General features: G+C 61.5%; 13 protein-coding genes and 1 pseudogene. 13 read left to right on the forward strand and 1 reads right to left on the reverse strand.

The genetic code is table 11. The features are described 5' to 3' along the window. The first annotated feature begins 65 nt into the window (after positions 1-65). The 5 genes from pdxR (at position 66) to AC0R79_RS17925 (ending at position 4291) form a co-directional block, all read left to right on the forward strand. On the forward strand, positions 66-1502 hold the full coding sequence (gene pdxR / locus AC0R79_RS17905; protein ID WP_207982991.1) for a MocR-like pyridoxine biosynthesis transcription factor PdxR: 1437 nt from the start codon (positions 66-68) through the stop codon (positions 1500-1502). Positions 1503-1622: 120 nt separating this feature from the next. Beyond that, positions 1623-1916 (forward strand): putative quinol monooxygenase, encoded by a 294-nt coding sequence (locus AC0R79_RS17910; protein ID WP_007959339.1) that lies wholly within the window; start codon positions 1623-1625, stop codon positions 1914-1916. Between the two features lie 224 nt (positions 1917-2140). After that, a complete protein-coding gene (locus AC0R79_RS17915) occupies positions 2141-2560 on the forward strand; it encodes a cupin domain-containing protein (protein WP_127798388.1) in 420 nt (139 codons plus the stop codon). 228 nt (positions 2561-2788) lie between these two features. Next, positions 2789-3502 (forward strand): ATPase, encoded by a 714-nt coding sequence (locus AC0R79_RS17920; protein ID WP_474730990.1) that lies wholly within the window; start codon positions 2789-2791, stop codon positions 3500-3502. Between the two features lie 243 nt (positions 3503-3745). Next, a complete protein-coding gene (locus AC0R79_RS17925; protein ID WP_085603102.1) occupies positions 3746-4291 on the forward strand; it encodes a hypothetical protein in 546 nt (181 codons plus the stop codon). 84 nt (positions 4292-4375) lie between these two features. On the opposite strand, the gene AC0R79_RS17930 is transcribed toward AC0R79_RS17925, so the two are convergent. Next, the gene (locus AC0R79_RS17930; protein WP_474730993.1) at positions 4376-9262 is read right to left on the reverse strand and encodes an NAD-glutamate dehydrogenase; all 4887 of its coding nucleotides are present in this window, start codon (positions 9260-9262) and stop codon (positions 4376-4378) included. 516 nt (positions 9263-9778) lie between these two features. Here AC0R79_RS17930 and AC0R79_RS17935 point away from each other — a divergent pair. The 8 genes and pseudogenes from AC0R79_RS17935 to AC0R79_RS17970 all read left to right on the forward strand — a co-directional run. After that, positions 9779-10132 carry a hypothetical protein gene (locus tag AC0R79_RS17935; RefSeq protein WP_003225678.1) on the forward strand — a complete coding sequence of 118 codons (354 nt, stop codon included), beginning with the start codon at positions 9779-9781 and terminating at the stop codon, positions 10130-10132. Positions 10133-10412: 280 nt separating this feature from the next. Further along, positions 10413-11372, forward strand: coding sequence for an AAA family ATPase (locus AC0R79_RS17940; RefSeq protein ID WP_007913915.1), 960 nt, complete (start codon positions 10413-10415; stop codon positions 11370-11372). A 5-nt stretch (positions 11373-11377) separates the two neighbouring features. Further along, the gene (locus AC0R79_RS17945; RefSeq protein ID WP_007959332.1) at positions 11378-12322 is read left to right on the forward strand and encodes a DUF58 domain-containing protein; all 945 of its coding nucleotides are present in this window, start codon (positions 11378-11380) and stop codon (positions 12320-12322) included. Next, complete coding sequence (locus tag AC0R79_RS17950) at positions 12319-12816, forward strand: DUF4381 domain-containing protein (protein ID WP_474730997.1); 498 nt, start codon at positions 12319-12321, stop codon at positions 12814-12816. Before AC0R79_RS17945 ends, AC0R79_RS17950 begins: the two co-directional genes overlap by 4 nt. After that, on the forward strand, positions 12809-13888 hold the full coding sequence (locus AC0R79_RS17955) for a vWA domain-containing protein (RefSeq protein WP_085603098.1): 1080 nt from the start codon (positions 12809-12811) through the stop codon (positions 13886-13888). The genes AC0R79_RS17950 and AC0R79_RS17955 overlap by 8 nt, the downstream gene beginning before the upstream one ends. Beyond that, positions 13885-15621: a vWA domain-containing protein gene (locus tag AC0R79_RS17960; RefSeq protein WP_127798392.1), complete on the forward strand. Its 1737-nt coding sequence runs from the start codon at positions 13885-13887 to the stop codon at positions 15619-15621. Before AC0R79_RS17955 ends, AC0R79_RS17960 begins: the two co-directional genes overlap by 4 nt. Next, entirely contained in the window at positions 15618-17258 is a 1641-nt protein-coding gene (locus AC0R79_RS17965) for a BatD family protein (protein WP_474731002.1), read from the forward strand. Before AC0R79_RS17960 ends, AC0R79_RS17965 begins: the two co-directional genes overlap by 4 nt. A gap of 118 nt (positions 17259-17376) precedes the next feature. Beyond that, positions 17377-17850, forward strand: a pseudogene (locus AC0R79_RS17970) (BatD family protein); the annotation flags it as partial. Positions 17851-18020: the final 170 nt, after the last annotated feature.

Consider the following 18020-nt stretch of genomic DNA (forward strand, 5'->3'; position numbering starts at 1 on the left):
CTGCCACGCCCGCATTCGGGAGTAATCTGGCCGGCACACTCAATCGCCCGGAGAGCCCCCTCGGTATGGAACTTCATGTCGTGATCAACGGCCGCAAGGATCTGGCCGGTCAGTTGTACCAGCAACTGCGCGGCGCCATTGAATCCGGGCGCCTGGCCGCCGGCACCCAGTTGCCGCCCAGCCGTTTGCTCGCCGAGCAGCTGGGAATCTCGCGCAAGACCATTTCCGACACTTACGCGCAGCTCACCTACGAGAATTTCCTCACCGGTGTGATCGGCAAAGGCACTTACGTCAACGCCCGCTCGACGCCGGTCCAGCGCAAGCAAAGCCATTCCGAACTGGCCAGTTCCGAGGTGATCGAGAGCTGGCGCAATCTGCCGGTGTTCCTGCGGCATCCGACGCTTGAGGGTTCGCTGCGCTATGACTTCATCGGCGGCGCCACCAGCAAGGGCCAGTTTCCCCAGGATGACTGGCGCCGCTGCGTCTCTCACGCGCTGCGGCAGATGGCCAATTCCAAAGGTTTTTACAGTGTGCCGGAGGGCCTGCCGGCGCTGCGTAATGCGATTGCCCGGCACATCGCGTTTTCCCGTGGCGTGAACTGCCAGGACGAAGACATCGTGGTGTGCAACGGCGCGCAACAGGCGCTGGACTTGATCACGCGGGTGCTGATCCGCCCCGGCAGTCTGGTGGCGATGGAAGATCCCGGTTACCCGCCGGCGCGGCTGCTGTTCGGCACTCACGGGGCGACGGTGGTCGGCGTGCCGGTGGATGCCGAGGGCATTCAGGTCGAGCGGATTCCCGAGGGCACGCGGCTGATTTACGTGACGCCGTCGCACCAGTTTCCGCTGGGCATGCCGATGAGTCAGGCGCGGCGCGAGGCCCTGCTCGAACGGGCTCATGAGCTGGGCGCGATCATCATCGAGGACGACTATGACAGCGAGTTCCGCTACGAGGGTCGCCCGACGGATTCGCTGCACAAGCTCGATCAGCGCGGCATCGTCGCCTACGTCGGCACCTTCTCGAAAACCTTGTTGCCGGAGCTGCGGCTCGGCTACGCGATCCTGCCGCCGGCGATCCTCGAAGCGGTGATCCGCGCCAAGCAGCTCACCGACCTGCACGCCTCCACCCTGCCGCAATGGGCGCTGGCCAAGTTCATCGCCGAAGGGTGTCTGCTCAAGCACATCCGCCGCTGCCACACCATTTATGCCCAGCGCCGCGAGCGGATTCTGGCGCGCATGGCCACCGACCTTTCGCCATGGCTGGAGGCCGTGCCGCCCAGCGCGGGATTTCACATGGCGGTGTTCTGCAAGGTGCCGATCGACTTGCCGCTGGTGATCGAACTGGCGAAAAAGGTCGAAGTCGGGCTGTACGCCATCGATGGCTTCTATTACCAGCAGCCTGCAAGAAGCGGGATGTACTTCGGTTTCGGCGCCATCGAAACCCTGGACATCGATATCGCACTCGACCGCCTGCGCGACATTCTGCAACAGGTTGTTGGTTAGATTGGACTAAACGATTAACTGCCGATTGGTTATTGGTGATCCGGGGGTGCGGGCCTATCCTGCACAAGCGTTATCCCTCAATGAGCAGGATTCGTCCGGCCTGATTCAGGAGTGTGAGCAATGTCCAACGAAGTGATCAACACCGTACAGGTGCAGGCTGCAGCCGGCCGATCGGAGGAGCTGGGCAAGCAGTTGCAGAAGATCGTCGAAACCCTGCGCGAAACGCCGGGCTGCGATTCCTACATGGTCGACCGCTGCCCCGAGGACAGCCACCGCTGGACGGTCAGCGCCCGCTGGCAGTCGGAAGCGGCGATGCAGGCGCATTTCAATCGCCCGGAAGCCCAGGGCTTCATCGACCTGATCGACAGTCGTCTGGCCAATAGCGTCGATTTCAACAGCTTTCCTATCGTCTGATCCGCCGCCTTCGCGAGCAAGCTCGCTCCCACAGGGTTTCGTGCAGTTCACTAATAATATGAACGACACAGAACACTGTGGGAGCGAGCTTGCTCGCGATGGCGTATTCGAAAGCGCAAAATTCCCCAGATTGGTCACCCAAACTTCCCGAACATTGGCCGTTTGAATACCCCGGCACGCGGACTACTGTGATTACCGACTCCCCCACTTATCAGGTGATCACCATGAAAGTCCTGCACTTGCTTGCCGCCCCGTTCGCCGCTCTGGCCCTTACCATCAGCGCTTCGGCGCTGGCCCACGGTACCGATTCCCCGTCCGAGAAAATCTCGGTGCTGCAGGATCAGATGCTGAAAAACGTCCCCGGCAAAAAAGCCATGATGATCGAAGTCGATTACAAGCCTGGCCAGTCCTCAATCGCCCACAAACACGACGGCACCGCCATGGCCTACGTGCTCGAAGGCGAGATCGTTTCCCAGGTCAAAGGTGAGCAACCGATCACCTACAAGAAGGGCCAATACTGGTACGAGCCGGCCGGTTCCGAGCACTTGATCTCGAAAAACGCCAGCAAGAGCAAGCCGGCCAAGTTGTTGGTGTTCATGGTGCTGTCGCCCGATGAGAAAGTGTTGATCCCCCTGGAAAACTGATTGCTGTTACGTCAGCCATAAATAAAAACGCTCAAATCGTTGATTTGGGCGTTTTTAATGCTGGTCGCAATTAACCTGCGCGGCTTACAGCAAATCAAACTATTGGTCTCCTGATAACTTCACTGATTGGTCGTTTCATAAAACCGCCACAGGTTTAGTCTGATTCAACTGCCGCGAAGAGTGGCAACTTAAACTTTCCGACTGAAGTTGTTTCACGGGAGAAACACCATGAAACCTGCGTTCGCCAGCACTCTGTTCCTTTCACTGCTGACACTGACGGCCTGCTCGGTCCCCACCGCGCCCAAAGCGGTATCGTCGCTCGACACCTTGCTGCCCCACCCGGTTGGCCGCAGCCATATGACCACCGTGAAGGCCGGCCCTGGCGTGTCGCTGGGCGTGATTTACAGCCCGAGCACCCAGACCAACCGCGACTACCTGCGCAACTATCAGGCCAACGCCGGCACCGGTTTCGGCCAGAGCCTGCTGGTGCAACCGATCCACGACGCCTACGTGGCCACCTCGAAACCGGACATGGCGGTGGATTGGGTGAAAGCTTCGCTGCAACGTCAGTTCGGCTCGGTGACGGTGTACCCGGACATGCAGAGCTTGCGGGCGGCCAACCCGGATGTGGTGGCGATCGTCGACACTCACAGCCAGTTGATTACGTCGCGCAGTTCGGACGTCAAGGCGGATGTGAGTGCGGACTTTTATGACGGGCAGTTCAACTATATCGGCACGGCCCAAGGGACGGACGCCAGAGCGCTGAGTCCGTTATGGGCGGATTACAAACGTTCGGAAGATATCGTGGCGGATATCAATGAACAGCAGAACGTGCAAGTTCGGGCGCTGCAGAAGTTTGACCAGTCGCTCAGTAATTTATTGACCAGGTCGGCAGGTAACGTGTCGATGCTTGATCACAAGCAGGGGCAAAACCTGCACTGACAGCCCCCTTTGACCCCTGGCATCTCCCGAAAAGGAGATCGCCAGGGAGAGGTATTACTTCGAAATACACATATTAAAATAGAAGTATAAAACAACATTCAAACCCGCTTTAAAAGTGCCCTCAGCCGTCATGTCCCTCACACAGCAATACCTCGCAACGCTTGTAGACTTCCATCTGAAAAAACCTCAATTAGATTAGTCGCCACACCACGCAAGACCAACTCGACATCATGGAAGATCATTATGAGCCTGAATCAAAAAAGATCGTTTTACGCACACCTGGAATATAACGGCAGCCGTTTGACTTTCCGGAATCTGCTGAATGAAAGCTACCCTGCCAGCGAAGCCAATGTCCTCACCACGCTGCCGTCCCAACCGCGCCACCCGGTTGGACCGACCCGAACCTACCCCAAATTCATTGCCTACTTCGCATGTTACGAGGATTACTACAACATCGAGATTCGTGGTCATGGTTACTTTGCTCACTACATCAGCAAAGGCGCTACCGGGAAGCTCAGCGCCATGCCGGGTGCTGGCGGAAAAACAACTTCCTTCAACTTGCTGGATGACAACAAAAGAATCATCACACTTGATGACCTGGGCACAAACAACGCAAATATTTACCTGAAAGCCCGAAATGCCGGAATCATCCAGTCCAATAGCAACGCTCAATATTTCAGTGAGCGCGCAGGTACAACCCTGAAGTTCAACCTCGAAATCCTGCAAAGGAATGTTGATTACCCCGGCGCTACGCCGGACACGTACGAGGATTTGATTGACGAGGATTGATATCTCGCAGAACCGCGCATAAACCCGCCATAAATAAAAAGCCCCGCCTCTTTCGAGAGCGGGGCTTTTTCATTCAACGGCTACTCAAGCAAGCTCAAGCTCCGCAGTCGCCGCAGCAGGCACAACTGCCTGACCGCTCAGCGCCACGTCGTTCAGCTCGCGGTTGGCCACCGCGTACATGGCGTAGTCGGTGCCGCTGGCGGCACGGATTTCCACCAGCATGGCGCGCCAGCGTTCGATCATGGCGTCGTTCTGCTTCATCCACAGTGCCAGACGAGTTTCCACGTCCGAATCACCGCCGCCCGCTTGCAGAACGGCGATGGTGATCGCTCGTTGCTGCCAGTCGACGTCGTCGCGGAACGCTTCGCGGGCCAGGGCTTGCCAGTTGTTTTCAACCGGCAAGGCGCTGATCTGCGAAATGTACCAGGTGATGTCCAGCGCGCTGCCCACGGCGAAGTATGCCTTGGCCACTTCGGCTGGGTCCTGACCGGTCACGTCGGCCGCTTCGATGATCGGCAGCAGCGTATAGAGGTGGGTAGTCCCCGCCACCATACGCGCCAGCAATTCCGGAACACCGGCGGCGACGTACGCCTGATAACGCTCTTGCCAGTTTTCGCGGATTTCGCCGCTCAGCAGCTCGTCCAGCTTCAGGCCCAGCTCCTTCAGGTGCGGACCGAAATGCGCGACGTCACGGGCAGCGTTCTGCTCGTTGCGGCGGGCACGCAGGAACCAGCGCGTAGCGCGACGGCCCAGACGCATCAGCTCGTCCATCAGCTCCAGTTGCACGTCAGCGGAGACCTGATAGTCCAGCGCTTCGATCTGACGGAACCAGTGCGGGAGGTGGAAGATGTCACGCACGATCACGTAAGCGCCCGCCACGTTCGCCGGGGTCATGCCGGTGGACTCTTTGAGTCGCTGAACGAAGGTGATACCCATATGGTTGACCAGATCGTTGGCGATCTGGGTGCTGACGATCTCGCGCTTCAGGCGGTGACGACGCATGGCTTCGGAGAACTTGCTGACCAGAGTCGGTGGGAACGCCGTTTCCATGTCGCGGGTCAGGTAGTCGTCGTCCGGCACCAGGGAGCCCAGCAGTTGCTCCTTGAGGTCGATCTTGCTGTACGAGATCAGCACCGACAGCTCTGGACGCGTCAGGCCATGGCCTTCGGCAACGCGTTCGGCCAGTTGCTCTTCGGTCGGCAGGAACTCGATGGCGCGATCCAGCTTGCCACGGCCTTCCAGGTCGCCCATCAGACGCTTGTACTCAGCGATGCGCGCATAAGCGCGGCGGGCCGCCAGGGACAGGGCCTGAGTCTGCTTGTAGTTGTTGCCCAGCACCAGACCACCGACTTCGTCGGTCATGCTCGCCAGCAACTGGTTGCGTTGCTTGTCGGTCATGTCGCCGGCCTGAACCACTTCGTTCAGCAGGATCTTGATGTTTACTTCGTGGTCGGAGCAGTCCACGCCACCGGCGTTGTCGATGAAGTCGGTGTTGGAACCGCCGCCATTGAGACCGAATTCCACACGACCCAGTTGAGTCATGCCGAGGTTACCGCCCTCGCCCACCACTTTGCAGCGCAGTTCGTTGCCGTTCACGCGCAGGGCATCGTTGGCCTTGTCGCCGACATCGGCGTGGCTTTCGGTGCTGGCTTTGACGTAAGTACCAATACCGCCGTTCCACAGCAGATCCACCGGCGCCTTGAGCAAGGCGTTCAGCAGTTCGGTCGGGGTCAGCTTGTCGGCCTGGATGTCGAAGCGCTCTTTCATCTGTGGCGAGATGGCGATGCTCTTCGCGCTGCGCGAGAAGATGCCGCCGCCTTCGGACATGATGCTGGTGTCGTAGTCGGACCACGCCGAACGCGGCAGGTCGAACATGCGCTGACGCTCGACGAAGCTGGTGGCCGGGTTCGGGTTCGGGTCGATGAAGATGTGCATGTGGTTGAATGCGGCAACCAGTTGCAGCTTGTCGGACATCAACAGGCCGTTACCGAACACGTCACCGGCCATGTCGCCCACGCCGACCACTGTGATGCTGTCTTCCTGAACATTGATGCCGCGCTCGCGGAAGTGGCGCTGAACGCCAACCCACGCGCCCTTGGCGGTGATGCCCATTTTCTTGTGGTCGTAACCGGCCGAACCACCGGACGCGAACGCGTCACCCAGCCAGAAGCCGTAGTCGATGGCAATGCCGTTGGCGATGTCGGAGAAGGTTGCAGTGCCCTTGTCCGCCGCGACCACCAGGTACGGGTCATCGTCGTCATGACGCACGACGTTGGCCGGCGGTACCAGTTTGCCGTCCTTCAGGTTGTCGGTGATGTCCAGCAGACCCGAGATGAAGATGCGGTAGCAGGCGATGCCCTCGGCCGCGATCTCGTCACGGCTGCCGCCCAGTGGCAGGCGACGCGGCAGGAAGCCGCCCTTCGCACCCACCGGCACGATGACCGAGTTTTTCACTTGCTGGGCTTTTACCAGGCCGAGGACTTCGGTACGGAAGTCTTCTTCACGGTCGGACCAGCGCAGACCACCACGAGCAACGTTGCCGAAGCGCAGGTGCACGCCTTCGACGCGTGGCGAGTAAACGAAGATTTCGAACTTCGGAACCGGTTTCGGCAGCTCAGGAATCAAGTGCGGGTTGAACTTGAAGCTGAAGTACGACTTGTTCTGGCCGTTGGCGTCGGTCTGATAGAAGTTGGTACGCAGGGTCGCTTTGATCAGGTCCAGGTAACGACGCAGGATGCGGTCTTCGTTGAGGACTTGAACGTCGTCCAGCGCGGTCAGGATGGCCTGCTCCAGACGCTGTTGCTTGTCGTCCAGATCATCGCTGCCGAGCTTGCGGGCCAGGTAGAAACGGGTCTTGAACAACCGGGTCAGTTCGCGAGCGATGTCGGTGTGGTTGTTCAGGGTGCTGGCGATGTAGCCGAGGTCGAAGCCCAGGCGGATCTGCTTCAGGTAGCGGGCGTAGGCACGCAGCAGCGCAACGTCGCGCCATGGCAGGCCGGCGGTCAGCACCAGACGGTTGAACGCATCGTTCTCGGCATCGCCACGGACGATGTGGACGAACGCGTCCTGCAGGGTGTCGTTGAGTTGCTGGATGTCCAGGTCCAGACCTTCGGCTGCGGTGAACGCGAAGTCGTGGATCCAGAACTCGCGACCGTTGGTGTGACGCAGACGGTAAGGGAATTCACCCAGCACGCGCAGGCCGAGGTTTTCCAGGATCGGCAGTACGTCGGACAGTGCCAGCGGGGTATCGGCGTGATACAGCTTGCAGTGCAGCTCGCGCGGGCCGGAGGCCAGCGGCTGGTAGAAGCTCATGGCCAGCGGCTTTTTCTCGCTCAGGTTGAGCAGGTGCTGCATGTCGACCACGGCCGAATGCGCAGCGAAACGCTCGCGGTAACCGGCCGGGAAGCCTTTCGGGAAGTCGGCCAGCACGTTGGTGCCATTGGCTTCGCCGAAGGTTTCGACGGTCAGGGCGGCGTAGTCGTCCTGCCAGCTGCGGCAGGCCTGGATCACTTCGTTTTCCAGTTGCAGCGGGTCGATGTCGATGCGGTTTTTCGGGTCAACGCGCAGGATCAGTTGCACGCGGGCCAGCACGGACTCGGAGAAGAAAGTCCAGAATTCGCAGTCGGAAGCTTTCAGGCGCTCCATCAGCACTTGCTGGATCTTCTGGCGAACTTCGGTGGAGTAGATGTCGCGCGGCACGTACGCCAGGCAGTAGCAGAAACGACCGTACGGGTCTTTGCGCAGGAACACGCGGATCTTGTTGCGTTCCTGGATCTGCACGATCGACATCACGGTGCTGAACAGCTCGTCGACCGGGGTCTGGAACAGGTCGTCACGCGGCAGCACTTCCAGAACCTGTGCCAGTTCCTTGCCCAGGTGAGCCTTGGCCTGGAAGCCCGAGCGGCGCTCGATTTCCTCGACCTTGCGGCGGATGAACGGGATGACACGCACGCTTTCGCCATACACCGACGAGGTGTACAGGCCCATGAAGCGGTGTTCCTTGATCACTTTGCCGTCGGCATCGATTTCGCGAATCGACACGTAGTCCGGGTAAGCCGGACGGTGCACGCGGCTCGGGTGCGCGGCTTTGGCGAACGACAGCAGCGTCGGTTCGCGCAGGTAATTGACGGCGTAGTCTTCGATGCGCAGCTCGTCATAGGTCATGCCGGTGCGCAGCAGTTTGGTCAGGCCGAGGAAGGAATCCTGGTCGTACTTGATGTGGCCGCCATCCGGCTCATCGGTCACGGTGAATTCTTCGTAGCCGAGGAAGGTGAAGTGGTTGCCCACCAGCCATTCCAGGAAGCTCTTGATTTCGTTCTTTTCGTCGGCATCGACGGCGAATGCGCTGTTATCGAGCTTGGTGAGGATTTCCTGCACCTTGGCCTTCATCGGCTCGAAATCGGCGACCGCGACGCGGACTTCACCCAGGACCTGTTCCAGTTCCTTGGTGAGCACATTCAGCTCGGCCGCGTTGGCGCAGCGGTCGATTTCCAGGTACATCAGCGACTCGTGCAGCACGCCTTCGCCGGTCGAACCTTTTGGCAGGATTTCCAGCAACTCGCCCTTGCTGCCACGACGCACGCTCAGCACGGTGGTCTGCAGGGTGTGGATGCTGTAGCCGCGACGGTTCAGCTCGGTACGCACCGAGTCCACCAGGAACGGCAAGTCATGGTGCAGCACTTCGACCGCGGTGTGGGTCGACTGCCAGCCGTGACGTTCGTAATCGGGGTTGTAGACGCGCACTTGTGGTTGCGCGTGATCGAAGCGCTCAAGCAGGCGCCACGCAGAAAGAGTACAGCCAGCGAGGTCGGAGAGGCGACGTTGGGTCAGCTCGTCCAGGGAAATGATGCCGAAGAATTGTTCAGCGAACAGCGCCACTTGTGGCAGTGCCTGTTCACTGATGTGCTGCGCCAGTGCCGCTTGCAGTTGGTGCTGGAAGTCGGCTTTGCTGGCTGCGGTGAAGAACGCCATCTGTGGTACTCCGCTTGGGCTTGTTATTGATGGAAAGCGTCGCGTACAAAACCCCTTTCGGGGCGTTCCGTCGCCCTGTTCCTGATTCTCGGGCAGAGGAAACAGGGTGACAGGTGGGTGAAGCTGGACGAGACACTCAGGTCACATTCACCTTCCATGAATGGGCATCTGCAAAAACGACTGCCCGGCGCCGCTCGCGGGGCCATGGCAATGCCTTTACGGGTGCTCATCCGTTGCGCAGCTTAATGGGTGCGACAATGTGTCTGCTTGCGGTGCTGCGACATATTCGGTCATTGGCACGTAAACCAAGGCCTGCGCATCGGTAAACACTAGCATTCATGGGGCGGAACGCCGGTCTGAATGCCCGTTTTTACGGTACAGGCGTGCCAGGAATGACCATTGACCTGTGTCGCGTTCACGACACATCCTCTGACACTCTCACATGCAGAAATTCCCGGGGGCTGGCAGAATCGCGCCCAATTGCGACCAACAAGCCCGCCGAGGCAGGAATTCCCCATGCAAATGACCACCGCCCTTTTGATCGTCAACCCGTGCGACGACGAAGAAGACAACATGGCCATGCTCTGCTGCCACAGCGACAAGGGCGACATGTTCCTGATGAGCCGCTACCCGGACGAGGACGAGCTGGAGATCACGCTGGACGGCGAGCCGTCGACCCTTGATGGCGTCAAGGTCACCTTGACCAAGACTCTGCTGAAGATCGAAATCGCGGCCGCCGATGCCGATGCGTTGAATGGGGATGATGTGCTGGAAATCACCTTCAATCCGGACATGGTGGATCTGGCCGAGGTCGAGGAAACCCTGAAGAACATTCTTGATGGTACTGGCACTTACATCAGCCAGATTTGATGGTGTCGGCACTGGCCCCTTCGCGAGCAAGCTCGCTCCCACAGTGACCGCGTTCTGTCAGGAGAACTTAGTTCATTGTGGGAGCGAGCTTGCTCGCGAAAGGGCCCGAAAGAACACCGCACCTCCCCCACCCTACAAAATTCCAACAATTGCCCCGGTCATTTCCCGCACTTTGCGCAAAATGCCGTTAGTCGCCACCCCCTGCGATGGATTAAAGTAACGCCCCCAGCCCCGGCGTTATCCGAACGCCTGTGGCCACCCTTTCCAGGAACAGTCATCGATGGAACATCGTGAAGCGCTGCTGGCGCTGCGAACCTTTCTTTCAACGCAGATTCTCGGCCAGGAAAAACTTATCGAGCGCTTGCTCATCGCCCTGCTCGCCGACGGCCACATGCTGGTCGAGGGCGCTCCGGGCCTGGCCAAGACCAAAGCGATCAAAGAGCTCGCCGAGGGCATCGAAGCCCAGTTCCATCGCATCCAGTTCACCCCGGACCTGCTGCCCGCCGACATCACCGGCACCGAGATCTATCGCCCGGAAACCGGCAGTTTCGTGTTCCAGCAAGGCCCGATCTTCCACAACCTGGTGCTGGCGGACGAAATCAACCGTGCACCGGCCAAGGTTCAGTCGGCGCTGCTCGAAGCCATGGCCGAACGTCAGGTCAGCGTCGGGCGCAGTACTTACGAGCTGTCGCCGCTGTTTCTGGTGATGGCCACGCAGAACCCGATCGAGCAGGAAGGCACCTATCCGCTGCCCGAAGCCCAGCTCGACCGGTTCCTGATGCACGTGAAAATCGGTTTCCCGGACGCCGCCGTCGAACGCCGGATCCTGCAACAAGCCCGGGGCGAAGCCCTGAACGGCGAAACCAAGCCTGAACGCCGGGTCAGCCAGCAGGCGATCTTCGCCGCGCGCAAGGAAATCCTCGGTCTGTACATGGCGGACGCCGTGGAGGAATACCTGGTGCAACTGGTCATGGCCACGCGCAACCCGGCCAAGTTCGATCCGGAAATGGCCGAGTGGATCGCTTACGGCGCCAGCCCGCGTGGCTCGATCGCCCTCGACCGCTGCGCCCGCGCCCACGCCTGGCTGGCCGGTCGCGACTTCGTCAGCCCGGAAGACATCCAGGCCGTGCTGTTCGACGTATTGCGTCACCGCATCATTCTGTCGTTTGAGGCCGAAGCCGCTGGCATCGACCAGGATCGGGTGGTGCAACGGATTCTCGACGTCGTAGCCGTCGCTTGACCCCGATGAACGCCTCCCTGCCGTCCGAACCGGGCATCCGCATCAGCCTCGCCGAGCTGATCGAGATGCGTCACCGCGTGCGCGAAGTGCAGCTGTTTTCCACGCCGAGCCAGCGCAGCCCGCTGATCGGCCTGCACCACTCCAAGTTTCGCGGGCGTGGCGTCGACTTCGATCAGGTGCGGGTCTATCAGGCCGGCGACGACGTGCGCACCATCGACTGGCGCGTCACCGCGCGGACGCAGGAACCGCACACCAAACTGTTCCATGAAGAACGCGAACGGCCGATTTTCATCATGGTCGAGCAAAGCACGCGGCTGTTCTTTGGCTCCGGGCTGATGTTCAAATCGGTGCTCGCGGCGCAGGCGGCGGCGCTGATCGGCTGGGCCGCGCTGGGTCACAACGACCGGGTGGGCGGGCTGGTGTTCGGCGACAATGAGCATTACGAAATCAAACCGCGCCGCAGCAAGCAGAGCCTGTTGCAACTGCTCAACCGGCTGGTGAAAGTCAACCAGTCGCTGCACAGCGAGCGGGAGCCAGATCGCGATGCGTTTGGCGTGGCGTTGCGCCGGGCCCGCGAAGTGCTGCGACCGGGCAGTCTGGTGATCGTAATTTGCGACGAGCGCGCCCTGAGCGACAGCGCCGAGCAGCAACTGAGCCTGCTGTCGCGCCATTGCGACCTGCTGATGCTGCCGCTGTCCGATCCGCTGGATCACGCCCTGCCCGCCGCCGGGCTGCTGAGATTCGCCGAACGCGGTGCGCAGCTGGAACTCGACACCCTCAATTTCGACCTGCGCCAGACTTATCGCGCCCAGGCCGAAGCGCGGATCGCACGCTGGGAACTGCTCGCGCAAAAGCTGCGCGTACTGCTGATGCCACTGAGCACTCAGAGCGAAATGGTCGAACAGATGCGCGAGTTCCTGAACCCCCAACGTCCGGGGAAAGGTCGATGAACGGCCTCGAACAACTGCAACCGCTGATCTCCCCGCCACCGATTGCCTTCTGGCCGCCGGCGCCGGGCTGGTGGCTGCTGCTTTTGCTGCTGCCGGTGATTGTTTTCGCGGTCTGGCGTCTGCGGCGCTTCATTCCAGTCAAGAAAAAACCGGTCGTGCGCGCCGAACTGCCGCTCGACCCGGTGCGCATCGCCGCACTCGCCGAACTGGCGCAGATGCCCAAGCCCTACGACGGCGCCCCGGCCGGGGCCTGGCTGCAGCAGCTCAACGGCCTGCTCAAACGCCTGTGCCGCAACCACTATCCCTACAGCCAGAGCCATACCCTCAACGGCCGCAAATGGCTGGCGTTTCTCGACAACCGTTGCCCCGCCGCCGGCCTGACCCGCTGGATGGTGCTCGTCGAAGGCGCCTACAAACCCGAGTGCAAACTCGACGACAAAGCCATCGCCGGCCTGACCCAGGCAGTCGACACCTGGATCCGCAAACATGTTTGAGTTCGCCTGGCCGTGGATCTTTCTGCTGTTGCCGCTGCCGTGGCTGATGCGCCTCGTGCTGCCGGTGGCCGACAGCGGCGAGCCGGCGTTGAAAGTGAGTTTCCTCGGTGATCTGGAAGGCCTCGCTCGCCGTCGCGCCCGGGCCAATCTGCCAGCGTGGCGCCAGCAGGCGCCGTTCATGCTGCTGTGGTTGTTTCTGCTGATCGCCGCCGCCCGCCCGCAATGGCTCGGTGAACCGCTGCCGATTGCCGCCAGCGGCCGTGATCTGCTGGTGGCGGTGGACGTGTCCGGCTCGATGGATTTCCCCGACATGCAATGGAACGACGAAGACGTCAGTCGCCTGTCGCTGGTTCAGCATTTGCTCGGCGATTTTCTGGAAAGCCGCGATGGCGACCGCGTCGGTCTGATCCTGTTTGGCAGCCAGGCTTATCTGCAAGCACCCCTGACGTTTGACCGACGCACCGTTCGGGTCTGGCTCGATGAAGCGCGGATCGGCATCGCCGGCAAAAACACCGCGATTGGCGACGCCATCGGCCTGGCACTGAAGCGCCTGCGCATGCGTCCGGCCCAGAGCCGGGTGCTGATTCTGGTCACCGACGGCGCGAACAATGGCGGTGAAATCGACCCGCTGACCGCCGCAAAACTGGCCGCCAGCGAAGGTGTGAAAATCTATCCGATCGGTATCGGTGCCGATCCTGAAGAAAGCGGCGCCACGGCGTTGCTCGGCGGCAACCCGACCCTCGATCTCGACGAACCGGCGCTCAAGGCCATCGCCGAGGTCACCGGCGGCCAGTACTTCCGCGCTCGCGACGGCCAGCAACTGCAAGCGATCAAGGACACCCTCGACCAGCTCGAGCCGGTGACCCAGCAACCGACCCAGGCCCGTCCGGCGCAGGCGTTGTATCAGTGGCCGCTGGCATTCGCGCTGCTGCTGAGCATTTTGCTGGTCGCCCGTGTGTTGTGGCCGGACAACCCGCTGCAACGGCTGTTCACCAAGGAGCTGTATCTGCAAAGCCCCCTGCCTGACTGGCGCGAGCGCCTCAAGCGCCTGCGTTTGCGGAGGCGCCGATGATTGCCCTCTGGCCGCACTGGTTCCGCCCCTGGTGGCTATTGCTGCTGCCGCTGCTCGGCTGGCTGATCTGGCAGCTCTGGCACCGGCAGAAACGCGCCGGTCGCTGGCAGATGATTCTGCCGCCGGCCTTCCATGCCACGCTGCTCAGTGGTGGCAGCGGTCGCGACAGCAAGTTGCCGTGGGTCGCCCTGAGCGTGGCCTGGCTGCTGACGATTCTGGCGTTGCTCGGGCCGAGCTGGGAGCGGGTCGAACAGACCAGTCAGAAACCCGCCGACCCGCTGGTGGTGGTGCTGGAGCTGACCCCGGAAATGCTCGCCACCGATTCGCCGCCGACGCGGCTGGAACAGGCCCGGCGCAAGCTGTTCGACTTGCTGAAAGTGCGCAGCGACGCCCAGACCGCCATCGTCGTTTACGCCGGCAGCGCCCATACGCTGGTGCCGCTTTCGGATGACCTGGCGACCAGTCGCAACCTGCTCGACGCGCTCAAGCCCTCGCTGATGCCGGAAAGCGGCCACCGCGCCGATCTGGCGGTGAGCAAGGCGCTGGCGCTGCTCAAGCAGGGTGCGCTGGGTCAGGGGCGGATTCTGCTGATTGGTTCTTCGCTGTCGGAAGAGGAACGCCAGGGCATTCGCCATGCGCTTAGCGGCCAATCGGCGCAGTTGTTGATGCTTGGTGTCGGCACCGCCGAGGGCGCGCCGATTGCTCAGGAGGACGGCAGTTTCCTCAAGGATGCCCAGGGCGCGATCCGGGTGCCGCAACTCGACAGCCCGGGCCTTGGCGCATTCCTCAACGCGGTCAGCGGCGAGTACCGCAGCGCACGGCTGGATGAATCCGATCTGGGCGACCTCGGCCTGCTCGATGGCCCGCGCAGCCTGCGTAACGATGGTCAGACCGTGCGCCTCGACACATGGGCCGATCAGGGTTACTGGCTGCTGCTGCCGCTGTTGTTGCTCGCCGCGTGCGCCGGGCGGCGTGGCTGGTTGTTCTGCCTGCCGCTGCTGCTGGCATTGCCGCAACCGAGCTATGCCTTCGACTTCGAAGACCTGTGGCTGCGCCCCGATCAACAAGGCTTGCACCTGCTCAAACAGAAGCGCCCGGTCGAAGCGGCGAAGCATTTCGAGGATCCGCAATGGCAAGGGGTGGCGTTGTACGAGGCCGGCGACTACAGTGGCGCCGCTCAGCGTTTCGCCGAGGGCAATGACGCCCACGCCCACTACAATCGTGGCAACGCCCTGGCCAGAAGCGGCGAGCTGGAAGCGGCGCTGGACGCCTATGAACAGGCCCTGGAACGCCAGCCGGATCTACGCCCGGCGCTGACCAACAAGGCGCTGGTGGAAAACCTGCTCAAACAGAAAAACGCCCCGCCGCCGGCCGAACCGCAAGACAAACCGGCGCAGCAAAACGTGCCAGGTGATGAACCTCCGCCAGCGACCGCTCCACCACCAGCGGTCAAAAGCGAAACCCACAGCGAGCCGCAAACCGGTGAGTCCGCCAACGAGCCGCCGCCGACCACCCCGCCGTTGCCGGGTGCCAACGAGCTGCCGGACGGCGAACCGGGCGAGGAACAGAACACTCCGCCGCTGCTGCGCCCCAATGAGGACAACCTCGAAGGCGAGCAACAGCAGGCGCTGGAACAATGGCTGGGCAAGATCCCGGATGATCCGGGCGAACTGCTGCGACGCAAATTCTGGTACGAACAGCAACAACATCAGGATCAGGAAAACATTCGATGACCCGTTTCACCGCTCTCTTGCTGCCCCTGCTGATCTGCACGGCCACCGCCCAGGCGGTCGAGCTGACGGCCAGTGTGGATCGCAGTCGCCTGAACTCCGGCGAGACGGTCGAACTCACCCTCGAATCCAACGATGTCACGCAGTTCGGCAAACCGGACCTGAGCCCGCTGGAGCCGCTGTTCGAAGTGCGCGGCACACGTCAGGTCAACCAGTTGAACACGCTCAACGGTGACAACCGCGCCACCACTCGCTGGATCATCACCCTGCTGCCCAAGCAGAACGGCAGCGTTGAAATTCCGCCGCTAAAACTGGGCGACGTCGAGAGCCAGCCGATCACCGTGCAGGTGATCGAGAGCGACACCCGCGAAGAAAACAATGCCCGCGAACCGGTGTTCATTGAAGCCAGCCTCGACCAGACCAGCGTCTACGTGCAGGCCCAGGCCATCCTGACGTTGCGCATCTACCATTCGGTGTCGCTGTACGACGACAGCAGCCTGACGCCGTTGCAGATCGCCGACGCGCGCATCGAGCAACTGGGCGACATGCGCACCTACGAAAAAGACATCAACGGCGTGCGCCATGGCGTGATCGAGATGCGCTATGCGATTTATCCGCAGCACAGTGGATTGCTGAGCATCGCGCCGCAGACTTTCAGCGCCACACTGGTCGATACCCAAACATCGCAGGACGCCACGGCGCAGGGGCCCAAGCCCGGCAAACTGATGCGCGTCAGCTCCAGCGCCACGTCGCTGACGGTCAAACCGAAACCGATGACCTACCCCAGCGACGCACCGTGGCTGCCGGCCCGCAGCCTGAGCCTGAGCGAGAGCTGGAACCCGGAGCCGGAACATACCCAGGTCGGCGACTCCCTGACCCGCAGCCTGACCCTCAAGGTCGAAGGCCTGGCCAGCTCGCAACTGCCCGCCCTGCCCGCCACCGAAGCCAACGGCCTGCGCCGCTATCCGGATCAACCGGTACTGAACAACCAGAGCAGCGACCGCGGCCTGATCGGCAGCCGTGAAGAACGCGAAGCGCTGGTGCCGAGCCGCAGTGGCTCGATCGAATTGCCAACGGTGGACGTGGTCTGGTGGAACACTTTCGAAGATCACCTGGAACACACCAGCCTGCCGGCGCGTACCCTGCAAGTGGCGAACAACCCGAGCCTGCAAGTCGACACCCCGGCGGGCAACGCACTACCGCTCAGCGCGGCCGACAGCGAAGCCTTGTGGTGGTGGAAACTCAGCACGTTCGTTTTCGCCTGCACCACCCTGCTCGGCTTCGGCCTCTGGTGGCGTGCCCGCTGGCAACCGGCAATTCTGCGCGCCGCACAAACCGGCCCGAGCCCGCGCACCCTGCTCGACGACATCAAACGCGCCAGCCAGGCCAACGACCCCCACGCCACCCGCCAGGCCCTCGACGCCTGGGCCCGCCAACAGCCGGAAACCCTGGCGGACATGGCGGCGCGGTTTGTCCCCCTGTCGGATGCACTCGACGGCTTGAACGGCGCGCTGTACAGCGAGACCGGGCAGCATTGGCAGGGTGAGGATCTGTGGCGGGCGATCCGGACGATTCCGACGGCGGAGCGGGTGCAGGATCCGGTTGGGGATAGTGGGTTGCCGCCGCTTTATCCGAAGTAGATTGGGTGATCGTCAGAATCTGACATCTCAAGATTCTAAAAAGGGGACACCCATTAGCCGGCCTCAAGTCATAAAAAGGGGACAGATTTATTTAATCAAATAAATCTGTCCCCTTTTCCTGCAAGTCGACACCCCGGCGGGCAACGCACTACCGCTCAGCGCGGCCGACAGCGAAGCCTTGTGGTGGTGGAAACTCAGCACGTTCGTTTTCGCCTGCACCACCCTGCTCGGCTTCGGCCTCTGGTGGCGTGCCCGCTGGCAACCGGCAATCCTGCGCGCCGCACAAACCGGCCCTAGCCCGCGCACCCTGCTCGACGACATCAAACGCGCCAGCCAGGCCAACGACCCCCACGCCACCCGCCAGGCCCTCGACGCCTGGGCCCGCCAACAGCCGGAAACCCTGGCGGACATGGCGGCGCGGTTTGTGCCCCTGTCGGATGCTCTCGATGGTTTGAACGGAGCGCTGTACAGCGAGACCGGGCAGCATTGGCAAGGTGAGGATCTGTGGCGGGCGATCCGGACGATCCCGACGGCGGAGCGGGTTCAGGATCCGGTCGGTGATAGTGGGTTGCCGCCGCTTTATCCGAAGTAGATTGGGTGATCGTCAGAATCTGACATCTCAAGAGACTGACGCTAAAAAGGGGACAGATTTATTTAATCAAATAAATCTGTCCCCTTTTCCTTTACAGAGATCGCGGCCGCCGCCTCCCGGACAAGCCTGTCAGTCGCAATAATCTGTAAACTCTCCCCTCTTTCGCCGCC

It is taken from the genome of Pseudomonas sp. HD57-3 (genome assembly GCF_056113135.1).

Bases quoted from the DNA above. Each gene is read 5' to 3' on its own strand.
- AC0R79_RS17940 (WP_007913915.1), top strand. From the start codon at position 10,413: ATGGAACATCGTGAAGCGCTGCTGGCGCTGCGAACCTTTCTTTCAACG.
- AC0R79_RS17960 (WP_127798392.1), top strand. From the start codon at position 13,885: ATGATTGCCCTCTGGCCGCACTGGTTCCGCCCCTGGTGGCTATTGCTG.
- AC0R79_RS17935 (WP_003225678.1), top strand. From the start codon at position 9,779: ATGCAAATGACCACCGCCCTTTTGATCGTCAACCCGTGCGACGACGAA.
- AC0R79_RS17930 (WP_474730993.1), bottom strand. From the start codon at position 9,262: ATGGCGTTCTTCACCGCAGCCAGCAAAGCCGACTTCCAGCACCAACTG.
- AC0R79_RS17965 (WP_474731002.1), top strand. From the start codon at position 15,618: ATGACCCGTTTCACCGCTCTCTTGCTGCCCCTGCTGATCTGCACGGCC.
- pdxR (WP_207982991.1), top strand. From the start codon at position 66: ATGGAACTTCATGTCGTGATCAACGGCCGCAAGGATCTGGCCGGTCAG.
- AC0R79_RS17915 (WP_127798388.1), top strand. From the start codon at position 2,141: ATGAAAGTCCTGCACTTGCTTGCCGCCCCGTTCGCCGCTCTGGCCCTT.
- AC0R79_RS17950 (WP_474730997.1), top strand. From the start codon at position 12,319: ATGAACGGCCTCGAACAACTGCAACCGCTGATCTCCCCGCCACCGATT.
- AC0R79_RS17955 (WP_085603098.1), top strand. From the start codon at position 12,809: ATGTTTGAGTTCGCCTGGCCGTGGATCTTTCTGCTGTTGCCGCTGCCG.
- AC0R79_RS17925 (WP_085603102.1), top strand. From the start codon at position 3,746: ATGAGCCTGAATCAAAAAAGATCGTTTTACGCACACCTGGAATATAAC.
- AC0R79_RS17910 (WP_007959339.1), top strand. From the start codon at position 1,623: ATGTCCAACGAAGTGATCAACACCGTACAGGTGCAGGCTGCAGCCGGC.
- AC0R79_RS17920 (WP_474730990.1), top strand. From the start codon at position 2,789: ATGAAACCTGCGTTCGCCAGCACTCTGTTCCTTTCACTGCTGACACTG.
- AC0R79_RS17945 (WP_007959332.1), top strand. From the start codon at position 11,378: ATGAACGCCTCCCTGCCGTCCGAACCGGGCATCCGCATCAGCCTCGCC.